Here is a 21,781-nt window from a genome sequence, read left to right as displayed (position 1 = left end):
CTACTTATTTTGGTGGTTTTAACATTAGGTCATCAATGCACCGATGGTATCTCAATGCTTACTTGTCCGCCGCCTGTCTGGGTAGAGTTGGCGATGATCAACTGTCCGCCATGTAGGTTCACAATGGATTTTGTTATATATAGGCCCATACCGTAATGTCCACTTAATCTTCTGGACGAATCACCCATATAAAATTGCTCCGCTGCTTGTTTGAGGCCTTCAGGAGAGAAGCCCGGGCCTTCGTCTACGATGCTGAACCGCATACATTCTTCCACAGACTCTACAGTCAGCCGGATTTCGCTATTTTCTGGTGCTTGATCTACCGCATTAGAAGCAACATTCATGATGGCTCGCTCAAGCAGAACGGGGTCTGCATACAACGTCTTAGGGAGGTTGTATGCAGCAAATGCGACGGATGTTTTTTTGACAGCAGCCAAGGCCTTTACCTGATCTTTCACCTTCGTTAAATAGTAGTCCGTATCTATCGTTTCCGCCTGCAGGGTGGCTACTGTTTCTGCTTTTGAAATTTCAATAAGAGTTTTGATATACTGTTCCATTTGCCTGGTGCTCTCCGCTATATAATCGGTATAGTTCTTTTGCTCTTCCGATTGATCGGTTTCGGACAGCAGCTCTACGTTTCCGCGAACGATAGTGAGCGGTGTTTTAACATCGTGCGCAAGCGCGGATATTTGCTCGCGGCGTGATTTTTCGAGATTCCATTGCTTCTGAAGCGAAGTCTTTAACGTTTCTTTCATTTTATCCATGGAATGGAGCACCTGATCGATCTCCATCACACCACTGAGCTGAATTGAGAAGTCCAGATCCTGTGCCTGAATTTGCTTTGTAGCCTGCTGCAATCCACTCATTTTGCGTGTCAGCTTTCGTCCGAAGGAGGAAGCGAGTAGGGCTCCTCCCCCCAGGAAGGCGATACAAAACACGGCAAAAAAGGACAATTCCGCGTTCGGCAGATATTGACGTAGAAAAGGATGTTCAAACTGTGCCGAGACAGAGTAGCGCATCACAGTAACTTTATTATTATGTGAAACTTTTACATAGTTATAGGGAAATTGATAGGCAGTATTGCTCTGCTGCGTAACACTCCAAGCGGCTTGAGCCTGCTTTTCAGGAAGATTTCCCTCAATGTGGCGGCCTTCCGAAGTGAATAACGCATATCTATATAGTTTCTGCCGAGAATCCGGCTGTAGGGTCTTGCCAGCTTCAATGATTGCCTTATCCTCCCGTACTTGATTTTCAGCATAGTTCGCGGGAAGAATGGTTCCACAAGACATCAGGACATAGAAGATGAGGACCAGGAACAGCGCGAGCGCAATTGTCCCGATACAGAACATAACTAAATAGCCCAGGAAAATGGTTCGCAGTTTGGTTGTCTTGCGTGCTTGCTGTACTTTGGCTACTTCCATCGGTACCCGATCCCCCAAACTGTCTCCACTGGCGTAACCTCTACTTTGCCAAGTTTGACCCGGATATTTTTGATATGCTCCACGATGGTAGCGGAATCGCTGTCCCCATCAAACCCGAAGACGGCTTCATAAATCTGCTCTTTAGAGAACACCTGGCCCCAATTTAGAGCTAAAAACTTACATATTTCATATTCACTTTTGGTAAACGGAATTACAACATTCTGAACGGTGATTTCCTTACCAGACAGATTAAAATGGACTTCCCCGATGCAGAATACATTTCGTCGTTCACGATTCTCCCGTCTGAGATGGGCGTTGATTCGAGCGCGCAGTTCTCCAGCCCCAAACGGCTTGACAATATAATCGTCAGCCCCTTCCCCAAGGCCCAACATCACATCGTTCTCCATGGATTTTGCTGTGAGGAACAGTATCGGACAGTCCACCTTGCTGCGAATTTCCCGACAGAGGGTGAATCCGTCCATGCTTGGCATCATCACGTCAAGCAGGATGAGGTCAAAGGCTCCAAGCTGCATGGTGAGAACCTGTGGGGAGGCGGAGACCACCGTGACAACATGGCCATCTTTCTGCAAAATATTTTGAAGGAGTGCCAAAACGGCGGGTTCATCATCAACGGCCAACAAGTTTGCCATGCTTAATTCACTTCCCTTGCTTTCTTAACTCTAATCTTTACTCCGATGAGTTTTGTCCTTCCCAACGACCAATCCATAACCCTAATAATACCATGATGACGAAGGTCCCTACTACGCAATATCTGATTCCCCAATCAAGCTGTATAGTTTCAGGGATAGAATCTGCTGAGCTTACGCCGTATTGTACCCAGATCGTGATGAACCGGGCCGCCCAAGCAGGGGGGATGAATATCCAATTATGATCACCCAGCCCTGTAAGGAGCAAAGCAGACAATAGACTCTCCATGATGCCCAGACCGATAGAAGCTCCTTTGCCGAATCTCAAGCTAATGAAAAAATGCAGAATATAAAGGAATACACTGGACATAAACAGAATGCAGGCAGCCAACACATAAAACATCAAGCCATACGGGGACTCTTTCATCAGATATATATAACCAGCTCCAAAGCCGCCTGAGGCAAGCAGCACACTACCAAATCCCAAGCACAGAAGCAGGCTAAGCTTGCTCAAAAAAGGTAGCAGCTTCACCGGCGAGGTCAAGAGGTGTTGGAAATTTCCAGCGACTGACTCCTGCTCAACAGCAATGGAGCATACAATACCAATCATGGTAGGAAGAGCCACAGCCAGGACTTGCAAATAGCCGTCTACCTTCGAAATTGGTGAGTATGGAGTAAAGGAATAATAGGCTAGAAAGATTGCTATGCCTAGGAGTGGCACAAGCAGCTGCACCAGCAATAAGGGCTGCCTTCTAAGTTTAAGCACATCAGATTTCAGATTGCGGAAGAAGGATATCATCTTACTTAGCCTCCCGCTTGCGGAAAGACATGGCCGTCAGGACGGACAGAATCATGAATAGACCAACGGTGATCACTAGGCCGGGCACAATTACGCCTCTATCCAAAAGTGGATCTTCTGAAAGAATAGCAAGCCCATTAGGCAGCACTTGAATGACGGCGCACATCAATCGAGCTGGAATAGCATAAGGTACCGCCCACCATATAGAAGACGTTGCGAACAAGATGGTGCAGGCTACATTGCCCAGCATGTTGATGATTAGGGTGGAAAACATGCCTATTCGGTCCGTTAGGAACAGGCAAAGTGGAATTTGCCACAAAAAGGTAACAAAAAGTATCAGAGTTGCAGCGACGCTTCCTGCTAGTGTCACGGAAGATGAGAATACGAATCCGCCAAGAGTTATCCCTACAAATAGGATAATAGATGAAACCATTAAGAGCCTTACGCAAACCCCGATTTTCCCGTACCATACCTGGGCCAAATCCACAGACATGCCGAGGATAGCACGGTATTTCAGCTTCTTGCCATCCTTTTGGATGACTCCTGAGCACATTAAGGTGAGAGCACCTGGCAGCAGCATGATATACCACCAGTTGTAGCTGGCGCTTTGGAACATATGTCCTCCCATGAGCCCGGTACATAGAAGAAGAGTAACGATGGGAGCCAGCCAGACTAGCTTTTTCGTGAAGGTGCGCTTTAATTTTAAATGTTCGGCTGCTATGTTTTGCTGCATGCTACTCACCTCCCTTTCGGTATTCCTGTGCAATCTGCATGAACAACGATTCCAGGTTTTGTCCTGGAGTGACCGCCTCTTGATAAGCTAATACGCCGCCAGCAATGATCCCAACATGGTCAACGATTTGTTCGACTTCGGATAGGATATGACTGGAAAGAATTACGGTAATTCCTTGCTTCGGGAAGGAGCGAATCAACTCGCGTTGCTCCTGAATACCAATGGGGTCTAGTCCGTTGGTTGGTTCATCTAAGATCAATAGCTTGGGATGATTGAGGAGAGCAATCGCAATGCCTAGCCGCTGTTTCATGCCCATCGAGAACTGGCCCGAGCGCTTTTTCCCGGTATGGGTCAAATCAACAATGTTCAGCACTTCATCAATCCGCGAGTCAGGTAGTTCAAGCAACGTTGTGCGAACCTTCAGGTTCTCTCTAGCTGTCAAATTCTCATAGAGGGGAGGAGCTTCGATCAGTGCACCGATCTGAGCCAGATCTTTTCGGGACCAGGGTTTTCCTTGAAATAAAATCTCACCGGCCGTGGGGCGTAGCATACCGGTTAACATTTTTAAAGTAGTTGATTTTCCTGCCCCATTCGGGCCGAGCAGACCATACACGGAATTCTCCTGAATAGACAATGTGACGTTGTTCACCGCCTGTTGTCGTCTGAAGGTTTTGCAGAGATTTTTAGTCTGTAAAATAATGTTATCCATATCAGTTCATCCTTTTCATTCGTTCTGACAATTACTTTACAGATCAATTCTAAGAACTTTATAAGGATTGAAATATTAATGTTTCAAACTTTATGCATTCATGCAGTATTCGCTATAATGGATACAGTGATTTAGGAAAGGGATGTATTCATGAAGAAGGTTATCGTAATCGGAGCAGGAATTCTGGGGGCATCGACAGCATACCAGTTAGCAAAAATGGGCGCTGATGTCATTCTTGTAGACCGCAAAGATAAAGGACAGGCGACAGATGCAGCTGCTGGCATTATCTGTCCCTGGCTATCACAGCGACGCAATCAGGCTTGGTACCAGCTAGCCAAAGCAGGCGCACGTTTTTACCCCGGGTTGATTGAAGAACTCAAAAGCGAGGGAGAAACAGAAACTGGCTATGCTCAAGTCGGGGCTCTCAGTATTCATGATGATTCGGAGAAAATTAAAAAAATGCAGGAACGGGCACGCTTACGACATACAGATGCACCAGAAATCGGCGAAATTACGCAACTAAATCAAAAGGAAACCCATGAACGTTTTCCCTTGTTAGTAGATCACTATCATTCTGTTCATATTAGCGGTGCCGCTCGTATAGATGGTCGAGCGCTGCGTGATGCGTTGATCCGATCAGCCCAAAGAAATGGGGCAACCCTTATCCATGGGGATGCTGCGCTTCAGTATGATTCCGACCATGTAACCGGAGTAACGGTCGGCGCAAGCAGCTTCTCATCTGACGAAGTCATTGTTTGTGCAGGTGCATGGGCCAATCAACTGATGCTGCCGTTGGGCATTCGCTTTAAGGTTAGTTTTCAAAAGGCACAGATTATGCATTTGCAGGTTCCTGTCAAACAAGATACCGGCACCTGGCCTGTAATCATGCCGCCTACTGATCAATACTTGTTGGCGTTTGATCAACAGAAGATCGTAATTGGGGCAACTCACGAGAATGAAATCGAAGGCTACGATACAAGAGTAACAGCAGGCGGGATGCAGGAAATCCTAAATAAAGGTTTAGAATTAGCACCTGATTTAGTAAACAGCACTTTTCAGGAGGTAAGAGTCGGTTTTCGTCCGTTTACCCCCGGTTTTCTACCGGTGCTTGGAGCTGTCCCTGGCTGGAACGGCCTTATAGCTGCCAATGGGCTTGGAGCATCCGGGCTGACCATGGGTCCCTTTATTGGAAGCCAACTGGCAAAGTTAGCACTGGGAATGGATTTGGATATCAACATCGATGATTACGATATTCGAAACGCTATTGATGAAAATTGACCTTGAATGTGGACTATAGTTGAAAAGCATAAGAAGCCGCCAGTATGGCAGATTCTTAGCAAGCAATAAAAAACAAAGGTCTAGTTAGCATAATACTAACTAGACCTTATTTGCCGAAGGACAACTATATATACTTATAAGTTACCTTTTATTTTGCAGTTAGAGAGAAGCAAATCTCTCTATACGTCATTCATTCATCATGTCATTGAGATGCGAATTCTCCAACGATTGTGTTAGGGTTTGCATATTTTTCAAGTAGTCGATTTTATAGATACAGGAGTAAATCACGTTTAATACATAGTCAAAGGCAATTTGCGACGAAAATGTACCAATCTTAGCATGCTTTACTTCGTCATTAGGCACCTGGATACATATACTACTTCGTTTGGCCAACTCACTTTGATTGGTAGCTGTAATAGTGATAAAAGGGATATTCTCACGCGTAAAATGTCGTGCCGCTTTTAAAAAAATCGGTGACTTACCGTGGTAAGTTAAGAAAATAGCGCAATCCTCTGTAGTTAGATTAGCCGTATGATAAGCCCATTCAGACAGCTCTGTGGCTATAACCACATACTTGTTGATTTTTACTAATTTATTCTGAAAACTTTTCGCTCGGATTTGTGAATCGCCTAACGCATATATAAAGATCCTATTTGCTTGATCCAGCAACTGAGCCGTTTGTGACAGCAAGTTATCATCCATGAATGTAAAGTTTTTTTCAATCGTTTCCTTCATTAATTCTGCAATTTCTTTCGCCACTTGAAGTGGGGTTTCATCAATCCCGAATGGATAGTTAGGGTCCACATTGGATATATTCTGGGTATCTTGCTGAAATTCCCGAGCGAGTTTTATGATAAACTCCTTGAAGCCGGATAGCCCAAGTTTGTGAATTAATCGATTAATGGCGGAATGCGAAGTATACGTAGCTTTGGCAAGCTCCTGAATATTTAAGTGCAGAATCGCTTCCTTGTGGACCAAAATATAGGAAGCAATGCTTTTTTCGTTTGGTGTAAAGTTTTGCATTTCAGATAATTGCATCAGTATTTTCAACAGGTTCCCCCCGGTTCAATTGAACTAACGTTTTACAAAAGATACCAAATAAACATTTTGTTTAAAAACAAGCATCCATGCTTACAAATATTCGGTTAAATGTACCATTTTGATGGCAAATTCTTTACGATCGACGTTCTTCTACTATAATAAATGAAAAAGAGCCTAGGGGGAATTAATATGCTTACTATCGGTTATATTGGGAATGGCAAAAGTACCAATCGGTATCATCTTCCTTTTTCATTGACCAGAGATCATTTGAACGTAAAGACGATCTACGCGCGTAATCCAGATAAAGGGGAGTGGGAGAAAACCCCAGGCGTTCAGTATACGGATCATCTTGATTCTCTAATGAACGATAAGGAAATTCAGTTGATTGTTGTCTGTACACCTGTAGAATCTCACTACACTTATGCGAAAATGGCACTCGACCACGGAAAGAATGTACTTGTCGAGAAACCCTTTATGTTAACGAAAGAAGAAGCTGTGTCCATCTTCCAATATGCCAAGGAGAAAAATCTGATTATACAGTGCTATCAGAATAGACGTTACGATTCGGATTTCCTCACTACAAAGAAGGTTATTGAATCAGGAAAACTCGGTGATTTGCTGGAGGTGGAAATGCATTTCGATTATTATCGCCCTGAAACCCCCAACTCCACCTCTCATTTTTCCAAATATAACAGTTACCTTTATGGACATGGCGCTCATACCATTGACCAGGTTCTTTCCTATTTTGGGAAGCCTGACACGATCCATTACGATGTGCGCCAATTGCTCGGTTCTGGAAGAATGAATGATTATTTTGATCTGGATTTTTATTATTCTTCACTCAAGGTATCCATCAAATCAAGCTTTTTTCGTCTAAAAGAGCGGCCGAGTTTTGTAGTATACGGCAAAAAAGGTGTTTTCATAAAGCAGACAAAGGATCGTCAAGAGGAGCATCTTAAATTATACTATCTGCCTAAGGGACACGCCGATTTCGGCATCGACCAGCCTGAGCATTATGGTATTTTAACGTATCTTGATGATGATGGTCAGTATCATGAAGAAAAAATCGTTTCTGAAAAAGGAGATTATGCCCGAGTATATGACGATCTCTATCATTCGATCATACACGGCAAAGAAAAAGCGATTACAGATGAAGAAACAATAACTTCAATGGAAATACTTGAGAAGGGTATAGAGGAGTGTAACTAGAATGAAATTGGGAATTGTCGGAGCAGGAATGATTGTAGGGGATCTATTGAGCTTTATTCAGGAAATCCCGACTATCTTATTAAAGGCCATTTGTTCTAGACCTAGCCATGAGGAGAAATTACTAGATTGGCAACGTAGATATGGAATCTCTCAGATTTATTCGGATTACAGCAAAATGCTGATGAATAATGACGTTGATACTGTCTATATTGGGTTGCCTAATCATCTTCATTATTCATATGCCAAAGAAGCATTACTGAGTGGTAAACATGTCATATGTGAGAAGCCGTTCACATCCAATTTGCATGAATTTCTAGAGCTAAAAGAAATTGCTCAGCAAAGAAAACTGGTATTGGTGGAAGCCATTACGAATCAATATTTGAAAAATTATTTTTCCATGAAGGAGTATCTGCCTAAGCTTGGTGAGATTAAAATAGTTGAATGCAACTATTCTCAATATTCATCTCGGTATGAGGCTTTTAAATCGGGAGTAATCCAGCCTGCGTTTAATCCAGAAATGTCTGGCGGAGCCTTGATGGATATCAATTTATACAATATTCATTTTGTTGTTGGCCTTTTCGGGAGCGCTAAGAAGGTAGAATATTTGGCGAACATGGAACGTGGAATTGATACTTCAGGCATACTGCTACTTGATTACGGCGATTTTAAGTGTGTTTGCATAGGTTCAAAAGACAGTACGGCACCCAATGCAGTGAACATTCAAGGCAATAAAGGCTATATACACATGGCGAGTTCAGCTAATATATGCGATTATTTTGAATACACTCCTAATAAGGAAATGCCCATCCGTGTGGATCTGAAGGATCATTCACATCGTATGTATGACGAATTCGTTGAATTCGACCGTATCATCCGTGACAACGATTTGGAAAAGGTCTCGGATATGCTTGAACATAGCGAAAAGGTTATGAATGTCATTGAGGAGGCCAAACAGTCGGCGAATCTTGTGTTTGGTCCTGATAAACATAATCTTTAAAATACTTGTACTTAAAATTGAAGAAGCAACTCGCTTGAGCTGCTTCTGACTCATGGATGTGAGAGTAGCAGATAGATACGTCTGCTACTCTTTTTTCGCCCAGATTCACAATTTTCGGTCTAAAAGCATGCCAATTTGCTCGGCCATCTCGACCGGTGGGAGAGGTTTTTCGTTCATAAACCACCACTCCATGATCCCCACTACAGCGGATGCTGCATAACGGACAACTACTTCTTTGTTTAATCCTCGATTCCTCTCTTCATTCATGTCGACCTCTTCCCGAAGTTCATCCATCATAAATTCAAGGAATTGAGTGCGGAAGTAAGGAGCGCCCTTACTCACCAGCATTGTGGAGAAAAATAAATAGTTAGCCTCAAAATATTCAAACCAGATCATTTCGGCTTCTGTAAAGCTCAAATGGGCCGATTCATTGCACAATCTTCGGAGTTCATCAATATGTGTGGCGATCAGCTTATCCAGCAAATCATAGGACCTGGTCGTATTTTTCCCTCAATCGCTTGATGTCCGCTCTTGGGGGAGCACCGAACATGCGAGAGTATTCACGGTTAAATTGGGAAGAACTCTCGTAACCGATCCTGTAAGCAACGTCCGCAGCGTCCGCCGATTCAGCTAATAAGATGCGACGGGCTTCCTGAAGTCTCAGCTGTTTCTGAAACTGGATCGGGCTCATGGAGGTTACTTCTTTAAAATGCCGATGGAATGAGGAAATGCTCATACTGGCGGTCTCTGCAAGATCTTCGATCCGAAAAGACTGATCCCAATGTTGAACAATATAGTCGATAGCTTCCCGGATTCGATAGGTGCTGCTTCCTTCGACCGCAATCTGAGCCAATTCGGCTCCATAGGGGCCCTGAAGGAGTCTGTACAGAATCTCTTTTGTGTAGAGTGGGGCGAGAAACGGGATTTCTTCTGGAGTATCCAGCAGGCGGGCAAGTCTAAGCACAGCATCCTGAATAGACGGTTCCATTCGGCCGACGAATAAGGCACGTTTGGCGTTTTCTTTTAATTTGACCTGGATTTTAGAATCGTTCAGTACCTCAAGGATCTGATTATGGGTAAATTCGAGCTTGAGACTTAGGTAAGGAGATCCTGGAGAAGCTTTTATAATTTGACCGATCACTGGCAGATTCATAGACGCGATCAGATAATCGGAAGGTCCATATTTGAAATTTTCCTGTGCCAGCAAAATTTCTTTCAAACCTTGAACAACAAAACAAAAGGAAGGTTTGTAAACCCGGTAAACAGGCTCGGTTTTGCTGGAATGCTGATAGAAAAAAAGGGAAGGAATTGCTGTTGCCCTCGGCCTATTTTGAAGTGAATGACGCTCGATCAAACTGGTGAGCTCTTTTTGTTGTTCAAGAATGTTCTCCGACATTCAAATCCTCCTTGCGAGTTTGTCTGGCTCCATTTTAAAACGCAACTGCCTGTAACAAAAGTAGTGGTGATAGGATCAGGCAATCAATTAAGACAAATGAGATACCGCTTTGCTTCTTCTGTTTGGCATAATAAAACTAAACTCACAGAATCAAGCAAGGAGGTGGATAACGGAATAGGAAGTGGGTTCAAGATAACGGCATTTAACAAGAACAATTTTCAACAGAGGGAGAAGATGAATCATTTGAATCGTTGGTTTAGGAACTTATTGGTTCAAAGGCTTATCACATTAATAGAGTTTGAAGAGCATGAAGGTTTCAAACAATTATATAATAGTTCTCTTGACAGAATCGTAAGCCAATTAACTAAAGAAAGATAATTAACGTCTTAAGGAAGGATGAATTATGATGCAAAAGCGTAAATTGGGAAATAGCGGTCTGGAAGTTTCTGCGATGGGGCTTGGATGCATGGGAATGAGCTACGGTTATCGCCCAGCTTCTGATCCAAAGAAAATGATCTCAGTCATTCGGGAAGCAGTCGAGCGCGGCGTAACTTTCTTTGATACCGCCGAAATATACGGACCTTATACGAATGAGGAACTTTTAGGCGAAGCGCTTCTTCCTGTTCGCGACCAAGTCGTGATTGCCACGAAATTCGGCTTCCATATTCAGGATGGCAAGCAGTTCGGTATGAACAGTCGCCCTGAGCATATCAAGAAAGTTGCCGAAGCATCGCTTAAACGTCTCAAAATTGAAGCCATCGATCTGTATTATCAGCACCGGGTCGATCCAGATGTGCCAATTGAAGAGGTAGCGGGAGCCGTGCAAGATCTGATCCGAGAAGGAAAGGTGAAGCACTGGGGATTATCTGAAGCAGGAGTGCAGACGATCCGTCGAGCACACGCCGTTCAGTCGCTCACTGCAATTCAGAGTGAATATTCTCTGTGGTGGAGACGTCCAGAAGAGGAACTCCTTCCTGCGCTTGAAGAGCTCGGCATTGGCTTCGTTCCGTTCAGTCCTTTGGGCAAGGGTTACCTAACGGGGAGTTTTAACGCAGACACGACATTCAGTCATGGTGATTTGCGCAATATTCTTCCGCGTTTTACTTCAGAAGCGCTAGAGACCAATCAGGTGCTGGTGGACCTGCTTAAAGAGATGGCTGAGCAGTTAAAGGCAACACCAGCCCAAGTTGCACTCGCCTGGCTGCTTGCCCAAAAGCCGTGGATCGTTCCGATTCCGGGCACGCGGAAATTGAGTCGTTTGAAAGAAGATCTAGGTGCCGTGACCCTTCAGCTTACGTCTGAAGATGTGCGGAACATTAGCAACGCAGCCTCACAAATCACATTGATGGGCGCGAGATATACAGAGGAGTTGGAGAGAAGAACGGGTCTGTGATTTAATTCTTCAAGTCTTTCGTAGCTATGCAGAATGGATTGAAGGAAACCCTTATTTTCAGAGAGTTGTACCGGGTAAAATCATCAGATTTACACAAAAATGATTTCACCCGGTACGATATGTTTAAGAGGAAGTCTCTTTAGTTAAAGTGAATAATTGAGATGAAAAATCACATTTCTCCGCAATATTAAAATCCTGGTCAGCCTGATAAGGTGGGGTGAGTATAAGTCCGATGTTCATTAACTCGCTGCCAGTAAAACGTCGGTCCAGTTCTTCCACGAAATATACTGCCTTTTCGTCCAGTCCGATGAGCTTTAGCCGTGAATAAGCTGCATTGGGGCGCGAGAGCACCTGGTACCAGCCGACGAGAGCATGCTCACGTTCTGCATCAATAGTCATCCAAGCTGTCTCATTTTTTTCAAAAGGACTTAGCAGACGATAAAACGTTCCCTGGGTAACTAATCGTTGGTGACGTTTATACAATTGTATTTGCTTTTTGATTATATTGCACTCTTCCTCGGTCAAAGCTAATGGATCAAGTTCATAACCGAATACACCGAAGTAGGCGACATTTGATCTGGTTTGTAGTGGTGCAGTTCTGCCTACCTGGTGGTTCGGAATGGTTGACACATGAGCACCCATGCTACTAAGCGGATAAGCCATGGAAGTGCCATACTGAATCTTAAGACGTTCAATAGCTTCGCTATCGTCGCTCGTCCATGTTTGCGGAGCATAATAAAGCATCCCTGGATCAAACCGTCCTCCACCGGAAGCACAGGACTCAAACAAAATCTCAGGGTATTTGGTAATCAGCTTCTCATATAAAGCATACACGCCTAGGACGTAACGATGGAAAAACTCGCCCTGTCTTTCCTTGCCAAGTGATAATGAATAGGCTTCTGAAATGCAGCGATTCATATCCCATTTTACATATTCGATGTGAGCAGAAGAGAGCACGTCATCCATTAACTTAAACAGGTAATTCACAACAGGCGGTTGGGAATAATCAAGAACATACTGATGCCGTCCATGCTTGCGTTTACGCCCGGGTGTTCCCACAACCCAGTCTGGATGTTCCCTCATAATATGAGAGTCGGAGTTAACCATTTCCGGCTCGAACCAAAGACCGAATTTCATACCGAGCTCATTGATCTTCTTTGCCAAATTCGAGATTCCGTTCGGTAGCTTTTCACGATTTTCAAACCAGTCACCGAGTGAGGAAGTATCATTGTTTCTTTGACCGAACCAACCGTCATCCAAGACAAAGAGCTCAATCCCTAGTTCACTTGCTTTTTTAGCCATATCCACTATTTTCTTCTCGGTAAAATCAAAGTAGGTTCCCTCCCAGTTATTGATTAATACAGGTCGTTCCCGTTCGGCCCAGCTACTACGAATTAAGTGTTTATTGTATAGGCGATGGAACGCCTGGCTCATTCCGTTCAAACCGTTCTGTGAGTAGACCATAACTGCTTCAGGCGAATAAAAACATTCTCCAGGCTTCAGAGTCCAGCAGAATTTGTCAGGATGAATACCGAGGCTCAGTCGGGTAGTTGAGTAGCTGTCCACTTCCGCCTGGGCAAGAAAGTTTCCACTGTAGACGAGATTAACTGCATATACTTCTCCTTGGTGTTCCTGAGACCCCGGTTTGGCAAGCGCCATGAATGGATTGTGAATATGACTACTAATTCCTCGTGTGCTCCCAATGGACTGAACACCTGGTCTGAGTGGTGTACGCTCCACATGTCGTTCCCTACCCCATGCCCCCGACAAATGAACAAATTCATATTCGGAGTCAGGAAGATCGAGGCTCATGCTCATTAGACGGTTGACTCTCAGAGTACTATTTCCGGAGTTCGTTATGGATACGGATCTCGTGATTACAGGCAGTTCACTGAAGATGGTGTAAGCAAGTACGGCAACCGCCCCTGTAAGGGAATCGGTCAGCGTGATCAGGAGTGTCTCTGCTTCATCTGCTTCCTTACAAAACGTAGCAGGGAGATGGGGGATTTTAGGTTTCCCCGTGATGACCTCGTAACGGTCAAATATGAACTCCATTATATGAGAACCATCCTCCTGTATGATCTCAACTGCTGGTTCTCTAAAGTCTCCACTTCCCGAAGAAGGAAATTCCTGCTTAATGCTTTCCAATGATGTTACCAAGTCGCCATCAAACTCACCGACAGACACAGAGCGGTAGCTTCGTTCAATAAAACGGTCATATTGACTAGGTACTCCATTTTTTTGCCATAATATAAATGCTCCAATTGCCCGTTCTCCATGACACGGAAAAGATAACTGCAGTATTTGTTCGTTAAGTGAAATGTACGTTCCTTTGGGTTAACTTGTATACTAGCCATGTACATAGCTCCTTTCAAAATATAACAGACCTGTTGAAAGCGTTATTATTGAACTCAGCATAACAAAGCCAGGGATAGAAAATACATTACTTTTTTTAAGCGTATTATAGGAAAAACAAAGAATATTCCAAAAGGAATTTATAGTTAAGTTCAACCTTTTTTCTGGTTATTTGCCATCCTTAACTTATGCCATACTGATAAATTAACAAATATAGATCTATATTGTTGAAAGTACGGGGAGATTGCGCAATAGGCCAGAGCCTCTACTTTTCTTAATCAGGATTGTGGCCCCATTATATATGACTTTTGCGGCCAAACTACATGTAATTGACAGTGGAGAGGTTATGATATTTTTTCAAAAATAATTGAGATGCTGCGGTTCGAGGAAAAATTTCTTTGTTTTTGCCATATTAATCTATAAAAATATTAGTATTTGAAAGCGGTTTTTTTTGCTATCGTAAAATTGTTGGTTTTTTCCTGCATGGTATTTTTAGCGATTGTAGGAAAAATACTTTTTGCGGGAGGAGAACGGCACGTGGATTTTATAACTGCTTTTATTCCAGCTGTCGGCTGGGGAGTCATGCCGATATTGGCGTATATGACTAAAGCCAGTCCCCGAGAACAGCTGACAGGTACTGTTATTGGTGCTGTGTTGTTTGCTCTGTGCTTGTATATCATTCAGCCAGCCTCATTAGCACCGATTCCTTTTGGGATAAGTTTTATATCCGGTATTTTCTGGGCCGCTGGACAATTGCTCCAGTTTCGATCTTTCCAAAAAGTAAGCGTATCGATCGCCATTCCTGTCATTTGCGGTCTACAGTTGTTAGGGACGACGTTATTTGCTGCACTTATCTTGGGTGAATGGATAACAGGTTACCAATATGGGATGGGTGTTGGTTCTCTTCTATGTATTTTGGCGGGAGTTCTATTGACCAGCTATCAGGGCAAGTCTGCTGGGCTGTCTAAGCCTTTGCGATTAGGAATTATCATGATGCTGTTTTGCTCCGGGTTAGCGTTAAGCAGTTATGTAGTTATCAATCAGTACTTTAATATATCTGGGTTGTCCATCATTCTGCCGCAATCGCTCGGGATGTTATGCTCGGCCATAGTCATGAATCTGAAAGGCAAACAGCGGCTGCGATTCTCTCCAGTACTTCGCAATTTGTCTACAGGATTGGTTTGGAGCATTGCTAATCTAGCACTATTTATTTCCAACGGTTTGATCGGCATGGCGGCTAGTTTTCCGATCTCTCAAGCGAGCATTGCGATTGCTTGTGTCGGTAGCATTTTAATATTTAAGGAAAAGAAAAGTTCTCAGGAATGGATAGCTATACTTGTGGGAATTACGGTGCTGATGATAGGAGTAGGAATGATCAGCCTGCTAAAGCCCTAGAGAGAATTTGTGGAGAAAAAAGCTTATATATCCATAGGGCACGTTTTTCGGGATTGACAGAGATATAGCAGCATGAGAAAATGTACGCGCGTACATAAAATGATTGGAGGTGGGAAATATCGTTTCGCGCAAGGAAGTAGCAGAACTCGCTGGCGTGTCTGAAGCGACGGTGTCTCGAGTATTGAACGCGACCGGTCCTATTAAGGAAGATACGCGGAAAAGGGTCCTGGACGTTGCCAATCAACTTGGATATGTTCCCAGTGCATTGGCCCGCAACTTTGCCCGAAGCAAGAGTGGCCATCTTGGTGTGGTTATGCCTTATGTCCCGAAGGCGCATCTGTTCTCTGCTTATTTTTTCTCTGAGATGCTGAGCGGCATCGGCAATAAAGCTAGAGACAGCGGGCTCGATCTACTACTATTATTCCGAAAACCGGGGGAACGGATGGACTACAGCAGTCTTTTCCGTCAGCAGAAGGTCGACAGTTGTATCATCCTTGGAGCAAGGGATGACCACAATGAGGTGGAGGCTCTGAAGAGACTTCAGCAAGAGGGGCGACCGTTTTGTGTCATGAATCACCATTTTGAAGGACAGTCGTTCTGTGAAGTGGATGCAGACCATGTAGAAGGAAGCCGAGCGGCCGTTAGTCATCTCATTGAGCAGGGGTGCAAGCGGATAGCCTTTCTCAACGGTCCGGATATCTATTCCAACAGTACGGAGCGCTTGAAGGGTTATCTCATCGCGCTTCAGGAGGCTGGTATTGAATATGACCATGAGTTGATTCTGCAAGGCAATTACAGTCGTCGAAGCGGGCTCGAAGCGTCGGCTACCATCGCAGACAAATTAGATGATATTGATGCCGTCTTTGCGGCGAACGACCGGATGGCCCTCGGCGTAATGCAGGGTCTCCGTGAGCGCGGACTGGCAATTGACCAGTTCCCAGCATTTGTGGGCTATGACGATTCGGATGCGGCTGAGATGGCTGTTCCGCCACTAAGCAGTGTTCGTGTTCCTTTTTATGAGATGGGGGAGCTTGCAGCCTCGAAGCTTATACCCGATTCTCAGGACCACATTCCGGCTCTGGAACTGACTGGGACTGGGTGCGACTCAATAAGAGAACTTCTGTCCACAGAGCTGATTATTAGGGCGTCATCCATTCGTCAATAACACCATTCATCAATAATTCGTTGAAACTCATATCTATAAGGAGGATCACGACATGTCTAATCGTCTTCGTATTGGAATGGTTGGCTACAAATTTATGGGCAAGGCTCACAGCAACGCTTACCGTAGTCTACCTATGTTCTTCCCAGATGCCCCGCTGCAGCCAGAGATGTCCGTCATCTGTGGACGTAACGAGCAGGGGGTTCAGGCGGCTGCCCGCCAGTTCGGCTGGACCGAGAGTGTTACGGATTGGCGTGATCTAGTGAAGCGTAACGATATTGATCTCATTGACATTAACGCCCCGAGTAATGCTCATAAGGAAATTGTTATCGAGTCTGCCCTCCATGGCAAGCATCTGTTTTGTGAGAAGCCGCTTGCGCTTTCACTGGCGGATTCCCGTGACATGTTGCAGGCAGCAGAGAAAGCAGGAGTCAACCATATGATTGGCTTCAACTACCGCTTTTCTCCGGCTGTCCAGCTGGCGAAGCAGCTCGTCGAAAGCGGTCGCCTAGGCAAAATTTATCATTTCCGTGCGTTTTTCCTTCAAGACTGGATCATGGACCCGTCCTTCCCGCTGGTATGGCGGTTGCAAAAAGAAGTGGCCGGTTCTGGCTCTCATGGAGACCTTGGCGCCCATCTGATTGATCTCGCTCGGTTTCTGGTCGGCGAGTTCGACGAAGTTATCGGCATGAGCGAGACGTTCATCAAACAGCGTCCGCTGGCTATGGAGATGAGCGGATTGAGCTCCAAAAGGAGTACCGAGGCCAATGCACCAATGGGAGAAGTGACGGTCGATGATGCCACGCTGTTCCTAGCACGTTTTGCTGGAGGTGCGCTGGGCAGCTTCGAGGCCACACGCTTTGCTGCCGGACATCGGAGCACAAATTCATTCGAAATCAACGGTAGTCTAGGCAGTGTACGGTTTGACTTTGAGCGGATGAATGAACTGGAAGTGTATTTCACACAGGATGAGGAAGACGTTCAGGGCTTCCGCCGCGTGCTCGCCACCGATCCAGCACACAAGTATTCCGAAGCCTGGTGGCCTGCAGGACATACAATCGGATTTGAGCATACCTTCACCCACGAGATGCTTGAGATGTTGAGTGCCATCTCCGAAGGACGGCAACCTTCGCCGAATTTCCACGACGGGGTCGCTTGTCAGGCTGTGCTTGAAGCAGTAGAACGATCTATAAAGGAACGTCGCTGGGTATCCATTGAAGAAATGTAGTATAACTACACATTCCGAAAGGTGAGTGGATTATAGATGCGCAAGGCACTGATTGTATGGGGTGGATGGAACGGACATGAGCCGGAGCAGGTGGCGGCTATTTTTGAACGCATTTTAAAGGAAGAACAGTTCGAGGTGGAGGTATCTAATACCCTTGATGCCTACCAGGATGCGGAGAAACTGCTTGGCCTGGACCTGATCATTCCCATGTGGACTATGGGCCAGATCGAGCAGGAACTGGTCAATAATGTCTCAGCAGCGGTTCAAAGCGGTGTAGGTCTGGCAGGCTGTCACGGTGGCATGTGTGATGCCTTTCGGAACAACGTGGACTGGCAGTTCATGACAGGCGGGCAATGGGTTGCTCATCCCGGTAATGATGGAGTGGAGTATATGGTGAACATAAAGCGTGGCTCCAGCCCGCTGCTGGACCATATTGAGGATTTTCAGGTCAAAAGCGAGCAGTACTACCTCCATGTAGACCCTGCAGTTGAGGTGCTGGCAACCACACGCTTCCCGGTCGTACCAGGACCTCATTCGGCTAATGGGCCGGTGGATATGCCTGTTGTATGGACAAAGCGGTGGGGAAGCGGACGCGTATTCTACAATTCGCTAGGTCATCACGCAGATATCATAGATATACCTCAAGTGACCGAGATGATGCGCAGCGGGTTCCTGTGGACCGCGGCAGGCAAACAGGCAGCGACCAGCTACGGTAGCTTGCTGGCAGAGGCATACACGGGTATGGCAGACAACCAGCAGCAGTAGCGCGAACAGGATGGTATCCGATGTAATAAAAGAACGCCATTATCCATTTTTTCTCAAGGAGAAGGGAGTCCAGCATGAACAAAATGAAAGTAGGCATTATCGGATGTGGTAAAATTAGCGGAATTTACATGGAAAATTGCCATCATTTCGACATTCTGGAGCTGTTCGCAGTAGCGGATCTGGACCAAGGTCGAGCAGAGGAGCAGGCGATAGCGTTCAACGTTCCGAACGTATATACAGTAGATGAGATTTTAGCTGACCCGCAGATCGAACTTATCATTAATTTGACCATTCCGGCCGTTCACGCCGAGGTGTGTCTCAGAGCTCTTGCGGCTGGCAAGCATGTCTATGTGGAGAAGCCACTTGCCGTCACCCGTGAGCAGGGCCAGGCTGTCTTGGATCTTGCTCGTCAAAAAGGACTACTTGTTGGCTGCGCACCGGAAACTTTCTTCGGTTCCGGTATACAGACATCATTGAAGCTGATTGAGGACGGTGTCATTGGGAATCCAGTAGCTGCTACAGCTTTCATGATGAGCCGTGGGCATGAACATTGGCATCCCGATCCTGAATTTTATTATGCAGTCGGCGGCGGCCCGATGTTTGATATGGGCCCTTATTACTTGACGGCTCTGGTACAACTGCTGGGACCGATTACTGCTATTTCGGGCATGACCCGCAAGGCGATGGATCAGCGAACAATTACGAGCGAGAAAAAGAAAGGCCAGACCATCCCAGTCGATATTCCGACCCATGTAGCCGGATTGCTGCGCTTTAAGCAGGGGGCTGTCGGCACGCTGATTACCAGCTTTGACATCTTTGGTGGAAGCACTCTGCCACCGATCGAGGTATATGGAACGCATGGCACGCTACAGGTGCCTGACCCGAACACGTTCGGAGGACCAGTTCACTATAGACTGTTAGGCGAGCAAGAATGGACAGAGGCACCGCTGCAGCCGGGATACAAGGAGAATACACGGGGTATCGGTGTTGCCGATATGGCCTATGCTCTCCGTAGCGGACGGCCTCACCGCGCTAGCGGGGAACTGGCCTACCATGTGCTGGAAGCGATGTGGGCGTTCCATGACTCTTCCGATCAAGAGACCTTTTATACGATGCAGAGCACCTGTCAGCGCCCGTCGGCTTTACCGGAAAACCTGCCCTTGTATACATTAGATATGTAAACGAGTATCAGTCTGAAGCTGACCTGCAGCATACAAGAATTATAAGACTGGAGGGCTGTCCCAAAAGTCGGTCTGGGATTTGCACATTCTGCTTTGACTATTTATTACTTAAAAAAGAAGGCTCCAGCCCCGATTTGACTGCGGCTTAGGAGTCTTCTTAGTTAACTTTCAAGACATCATGCTACAATCATTTCGAGCCTTGAACAAGATTTTTATGCTATAAAAAATAACATCACTACTGCGAGGAATGCGCTAGAACGGACCTTTTAGCTTGATTAGTTCTGTAATTTCGCTCTAATATAAAAGAAACATCAGCTGGACATCAATGTATTCTTAATACGGTGGCGCTGTGAATGTATTCTGATAATACAAGAAAAATATCAGATCAATTTCAATTTTTGAAGAGGGTGAAAATATGTGTAGATATGCAATGTACGGTCCATACAAAGATATCTTTGCCTGCTTTACTTGTAGGAAGGTGTATAAGCAAACATCCCGCTTTGAGATGCCAAAGGATGAATATGAACGGCTTGTTCATGTCTGTCCGCAATGCCAGACGCCCATGCATGACATGGGTCATGATTTTCAGGCCCCGAAGCAAACGGATATCAAGCAGTGGAAAAAGGTAGAGCTTCTGTATCGAAACGGATACTCTTACCATTCCTGTGGGTGTGGCGGTCCTGGGTACAGAACTTCCCGGTTACAAGATGTTCCTGAATTTCTGAAGGAACAGCGAAGGTTTGAGAATGAGGGAGAGGCATTACTGCATCGAATTTTGCAGAGTTAGTTGAATCGTGCCCGTAACAAACATCGGCTATTCGTAGTATTTTCATAAGGAGGTCATCATGAGAAATTGTGCGCTTTACAGCTCAACCTTCGATCTGGATCAGGTTGAGAGACTATTAAAGTCGATTTATCCCAACAACAAGATACACGTGAATGAAAGCAAAACTAAGTTTGAGGTCAAAAGCCGGGGCTGGTTTAGTATAAAGATCAAAGGATTTAACATAATGACCAGCAAAACGAATCCGGAGGAGTTTGCCTCCATGCTTAACGGAATGATAAACTTTTTTAGTCAAATTCCTGCTGAAAACGAACAGTTGCAGCAAAAGCTGTTGATCAAAATGAGTACGCTGAATATGGTGATTGGTGTGGAGACTGAGGAGGATATATCTGAAGCCTTTTTTGCCGAATTACTTGATATCATAAATTCGCTGGATGGACTGATGTTCCGGGGTGGCGGTGATTTGCTTGCACCTGACGGAAGTCTGCTACTAGATGTGAATGGACGTTCGGAAGTGGAAGATTATACAGTGACTGCTCATGTTAGTTATTTGTACGGAGAGGATCAAATTAGCGAATCCGGGATGGAGCGAAAGCTGCAGTCAGAAAAGATATTGCTCGATCAAGGCTTTACGCAAATGCCGCCGATCCCAGGAAGGCTAGGAGATGAAGCCGCAGACAGCATCCGATCCCTTAAGGAAGTGGCTGGCCGTGCCGTTGCTTTGTGTATTGTAGCCCTGAAAGGCGAGTGTATCGGTGCGGGCGAAAGCATGGATGATACGAATCGAATGATAAATCAAGTGACTGATCAGTATGGCGCGGACTGTTTCTTTTCACCAGAAGAGAAGAGGTTCCTATCCAATGAGTATGACGATGAGTCAGAGGGTGTCCAGTTCTCCTGGCGTTATGAAGGCTTTTGGACTCTGTTATGGGCTTTGGGCCATCTTGAGAAGCTAGGTGACCCAACTGGTATTTGCGACGTGCCATTGTCTGTTTCAAAGTTACAGCAATTTCACTCATTTGAGGCTTTTCTGTCAAGCTCAAGGCTGCGCAGTAGCAAGGAAATTTTAGATGAAGCCGATTTAATCTGTCGTTACGACTGGATGTGTGTGGATAGCCGCATTCATAAACAGCCAGCCCCTGGAAATCTGGATGATGGTGTAGTGTATGAACGTCATCGTGTGCTAAAATGGCTCACTGGTTACATGGGACAGGATTGGGATGATGTGCGCACAGATACATAATAGGAAGCGTAAGAAAGCAACAATCCTCTACCAAATAGGTAGAGG

The 21,781-nt window shown here is 45.3% G+C and carries 19 protein-coding genes and 1 pseudogene; 11 read left to right on the top strand and 9 right to left on the bottom strand.

Annotation, left to right across the window (positions count from 1 at the left end; genetic code table 11):
• Positions 1 to 32: 32 nt before the first annotated feature.
• The 5 genes from C400_RS0110890 to C400_RS0110870 are packed head-to-tail and all read right to left on the bottom strand — an operon-like array spanning position 33 to position 4,309.
• Entirely contained in the window at positions 33 to 1,421 is a 1,389-nt protein-coding gene (locus tag C400_RS0110890) for a HAMP domain-containing sensor histidine kinase (protein ID WP_017427001.1), read from the bottom strand.
• The gene (locus C400_RS0110885) at positions 1,412 to 2,071 is read right to left on the bottom strand and encodes a response regulator transcription factor (RefSeq protein ID WP_017427000.1); all 660 of its coding nucleotides are present in this window, start codon (positions 2,069 to 2,071) and stop codon (positions 1,412 to 1,414) included. Before C400_RS0110885 ends, C400_RS0110890 begins: the two co-directional genes overlap by 10 nt.
• A 37-nt stretch (positions 2,072 to 2,108) precedes the next feature.
• The gene (locus tag C400_RS0110880; protein WP_016820816.1) at positions 2,109 to 2,867 is read right to left on the bottom strand and encodes a lantibiotic immunity ABC transporter MutG family permease subunit; all 759 of its coding nucleotides are present in this window, start codon (positions 2,865 to 2,867) and stop codon (positions 2,109 to 2,111) included.
• 1 nt (position 2,868) lies between these two features.
• Entirely contained in the window at positions 2,869 to 3,600 is a 732-nt protein-coding gene (locus C400_RS0110875) for a lantibiotic immunity ABC transporter MutE/EpiE family permease subunit (protein WP_016820817.1), read from the bottom strand.
• Between the two features lies 1 nt (position 3,601).
• Positions 3,602 to 4,309: a lantibiotic protection ABC transporter ATP-binding protein gene (locus C400_RS0110870; RefSeq protein WP_016820818.1), complete on the bottom strand. Its 708-nt coding sequence runs from the start codon at positions 4,307 to 4,309 to the stop codon at positions 3,602 to 3,604.
• A gap of 150 nt (positions 4,310 to 4,459) precedes the next feature.
• Here C400_RS0110870 and C400_RS0110865 point away from each other — a divergent pair, with 150 nt between their 5' ends.
• Positions 4,460 to 5,587, top strand: coding sequence for an NAD(P)/FAD-dependent oxidoreductase (locus C400_RS0110865; RefSeq protein WP_017426999.1), 1,128 nt, complete (start codon positions 4,460 to 4,462; stop codon positions 5,585 to 5,587).
• Positions 5,588 to 5,773: 186 nt separating this feature from the next.
• Here the strand turns inward: C400_RS0110865 and C400_RS0110860 are convergent, their stop codons facing one another.
• On the bottom strand, positions 5,774 to 6,637 hold the full coding sequence (locus C400_RS0110860; protein WP_017426998.1) for a MurR/RpiR family transcriptional regulator: 864 nt from the start codon (positions 6,635 to 6,637) through the stop codon (positions 5,774 to 5,776).
• A gap of 180 nt (positions 6,638 to 6,817) precedes the next feature.
• Here C400_RS0110860 and C400_RS0110855 point away from each other — a divergent pair, with 180 nt between their 5' ends.
• Together C400_RS0110855 and C400_RS0110850 are read left to right on the top strand one after the other, a co-directional pair.
• Complete coding sequence (locus C400_RS0110855; RefSeq protein WP_017426997.1) at positions 6,818 to 7,837, top strand: Gfo/Idh/MocA family oxidoreductase; 1,020 nt, start codon at positions 6,818 to 6,820, stop codon at positions 7,835 to 7,837.
• Position 7,838: 1 nt separating this feature from the next.
• Positions 7,839 to 8,834, top strand: coding sequence for a Gfo/Idh/MocA family protein (locus tag C400_RS0110850; protein ID WP_017426996.1), 996 nt, complete (start codon positions 7,839 to 7,841; stop codon positions 8,832 to 8,834).
• Between the two features lie 105 nt (positions 8,835 to 8,939).
• Here the strand turns inward: C400_RS0110850 and C400_RS0110845 are convergent, their stop codons facing one another.
• Together C400_RS0110845 and C400_RS0110840 are read right to left on the bottom strand one after the other, a co-directional pair.
• Complete coding sequence (locus tag C400_RS0110845) at positions 8,940 to 9,317, bottom strand: TetR-like C-terminal domain-containing protein (RefSeq protein ID WP_017426995.1); 378 nt, start codon at positions 9,315 to 9,317, stop codon at positions 8,940 to 8,942.
• A 1-nt stretch (position 9,318) separates the two neighbouring features.
• Positions 9,319 to 10,230, bottom strand: a complete 912-nt coding sequence (locus C400_RS0110840) for an AraC family transcriptional regulator (RefSeq protein WP_017426994.1) — start codon at positions 10,228 to 10,230, stop codon at positions 9,319 to 9,321.
• Positions 10,231 to 10,636: 406 nt separating this feature from the next.
• On the opposite strand from C400_RS0110840, the gene C400_RS0110830 reads away from it, so the two are divergent.
• Positions 10,637 to 11,623: an aldo/keto reductase gene (locus C400_RS0110830; protein ID WP_026065425.1), complete on the top strand. Its 987-nt coding sequence runs from the start codon at positions 10,637 to 10,639 to the stop codon at positions 11,621 to 11,623.
• 123 nt (positions 11,624 to 11,746) lie between these two features.
• On the opposite strand, the pseudogene C400_RS0110825 reads toward C400_RS0110830, so the two are convergent.
• Positions 11,747 to 13,980 (bottom strand): annotated as a pseudogene (locus C400_RS0110825) (alpha-galactosidase).
• 535 nt (positions 13,981 to 14,515) lie between these two features.
• Between C400_RS0110825 and C400_RS0110820 the strand changes: the two are divergent.
• The 7 genes from C400_RS0110820 (at position 14,516) to C400_RS0110790 (ending at position 21,736) form a co-directional block, all read left to right on the top strand.
• The gene (locus C400_RS0110820; RefSeq protein ID WP_017426990.1) at positions 14,516 to 15,373 is read left to right on the top strand and encodes a GRP family sugar transporter; all 858 of its coding nucleotides are present in this window, start codon (positions 14,516 to 14,518) and stop codon (positions 15,371 to 15,373) included.
• Positions 15,374 to 15,476: 103 nt separating this feature from the next.
• Entirely contained in the window at positions 15,477 to 16,538 is a 1,062-nt protein-coding gene (locus tag C400_RS0110815) for a LacI family DNA-binding transcriptional regulator (RefSeq protein ID WP_017426989.1), read from the top strand.
• 52 nt (positions 16,539 to 16,590) lie between these two features.
• The gene (locus C400_RS0110810; protein WP_017426988.1) at positions 16,591 to 17,763 is read left to right on the top strand and encodes a Gfo/Idh/MocA family protein; all 1,173 of its coding nucleotides are present in this window, start codon (positions 16,591 to 16,593) and stop codon (positions 17,761 to 17,763) included.
• A 36-nt stretch (positions 17,764 to 17,799) separates the two neighbouring features.
• Positions 17,800 to 18,528, top strand: coding sequence for a ThuA domain-containing protein (locus C400_RS0110805; protein WP_017426987.1), 729 nt, complete (start codon positions 17,800 to 17,802; stop codon positions 18,526 to 18,528).
• A gap of 74 nt (positions 18,529 to 18,602) precedes the next feature.
• Positions 18,603 to 19,709: a Gfo/Idh/MocA family protein gene (locus tag C400_RS0110800; RefSeq protein WP_017426986.1), complete on the top strand. Its 1,107-nt coding sequence runs from the start codon at positions 18,603 to 18,605 to the stop codon at positions 19,707 to 19,709.
• A gap of 415 nt (positions 19,710 to 20,124) precedes the next feature.
• Complete coding sequence (locus tag C400_RS0110795) at positions 20,125 to 20,496, top strand: hypothetical protein (RefSeq protein ID WP_017426985.1); 372 nt, start codon at positions 20,125 to 20,127, stop codon at positions 20,494 to 20,496.
• Between the two features lie 58 nt (positions 20,497 to 20,554).
• Positions 20,555 to 21,736 carry a DUF4272 domain-containing protein gene (locus C400_RS0110790; RefSeq protein ID WP_017426984.1) on the top strand — a complete coding sequence of 394 codons (1,182 nt, stop codon included), beginning with the start codon at positions 20,555 to 20,557 and terminating at the stop codon, positions 21,734 to 21,736.
• Positions 21,737 to 21,781: the final 45 nt, after the last annotated feature.

It is taken from the genome of Paenibacillus sp. ICGEB2008, assembly GCF_000307675.1.
GTDB classification, from domain to species: domain Bacteria; phylum Bacillota; class Bacilli; order Paenibacillales; family Paenibacillaceae; genus Paenibacillus; species Paenibacillus polymyxa.
Note: the sequence above shows the minus strand (reverse complement) of the source record. Positions and strands in the feature narration are given on the sequence as shown.

Coding starts and splice junctions, on each gene's coding strand:
- C400_RS0110890 (WP_017427001.1), bottom strand. CDS start 1,421: ATGGAAGTAGCCAAAGTACAGCAAGCACGCAAGACAACCAAACTGCGA.
- C400_RS0110885 (WP_017427000.1), bottom strand. CDS start 2,071: ATGGCAAACTTGTTGGCCGTTGATGATGAACCCGCCGTTTTGGCACTC.
- C400_RS0110880 (WP_016820816.1), bottom strand. CDS start 2,867: ATGATATCCTTCTTCCGCAATCTGAAATCTGATGTGCTTAAACTTAGA.
- C400_RS0110875 (WP_016820817.1), bottom strand. CDS start 3,600: ATGCAGCAAAACATAGCAGCCGAACATTTAAAATTAAAGCGCACCTTC.
- C400_RS0110870 (WP_016820818.1), bottom strand. CDS start 4,309: ATGGATAACATTATTTTACAGACTAAAAATCTCTGCAAAACCTTCAGA.
- C400_RS0110865 (WP_017426999.1), top strand. CDS start 4,460: ATGAAGAAGGTTATCGTAATCGGAGCAGGAATTCTGGGGGCATCGACA.
- C400_RS0110855 (WP_017426997.1), top strand. CDS start 6,818: ATGCTTACTATCGGTTATATTGGGAATGGCAAAAGTACCAATCGGTAT.
- C400_RS0110850 (WP_017426996.1), top strand. CDS start 7,839: ATGAAATTGGGAATTGTCGGAGCAGGAATGATTGTAGGGGATCTATTG.
- C400_RS0110840 (WP_017426994.1), bottom strand. CDS start 10,230: ATGTCGGAGAACATTCTTGAACAACAAAAAGAGCTCACCAGTTTGATC.
- C400_RS0110830 (WP_026065425.1), top strand. CDS start 10,637: ATGCAAAAGCGTAAATTGGGAAATAGCGGTCTGGAAGTTTCTGCGATG.
- C400_RS0110810 (WP_017426988.1), top strand. CDS start 16,591: ATGTCTAATCGTCTTCGTATTGGAATGGTTGGCTACAAATTTATGGGC.
- C400_RS0110805 (WP_017426987.1), top strand. CDS start 17,800: ATGCGCAAGGCACTGATTGTATGGGGTGGATGGAACGGACATGAGCCG.
- C400_RS0110800 (WP_017426986.1), top strand. CDS start 18,603: ATGAACAAAATGAAAGTAGGCATTATCGGATGTGGTAAAATTAGCGGA.
- C400_RS0110795 (WP_017426985.1), top strand. CDS start 20,125: ATGTGTAGATATGCAATGTACGGTCCATACAAAGATATCTTTGCCTGC.
- C400_RS0110790 (WP_017426984.1), top strand. CDS start 20,555: ATGAGAAATTGTGCGCTTTACAGCTCAACCTTCGATCTGGATCAGGTT.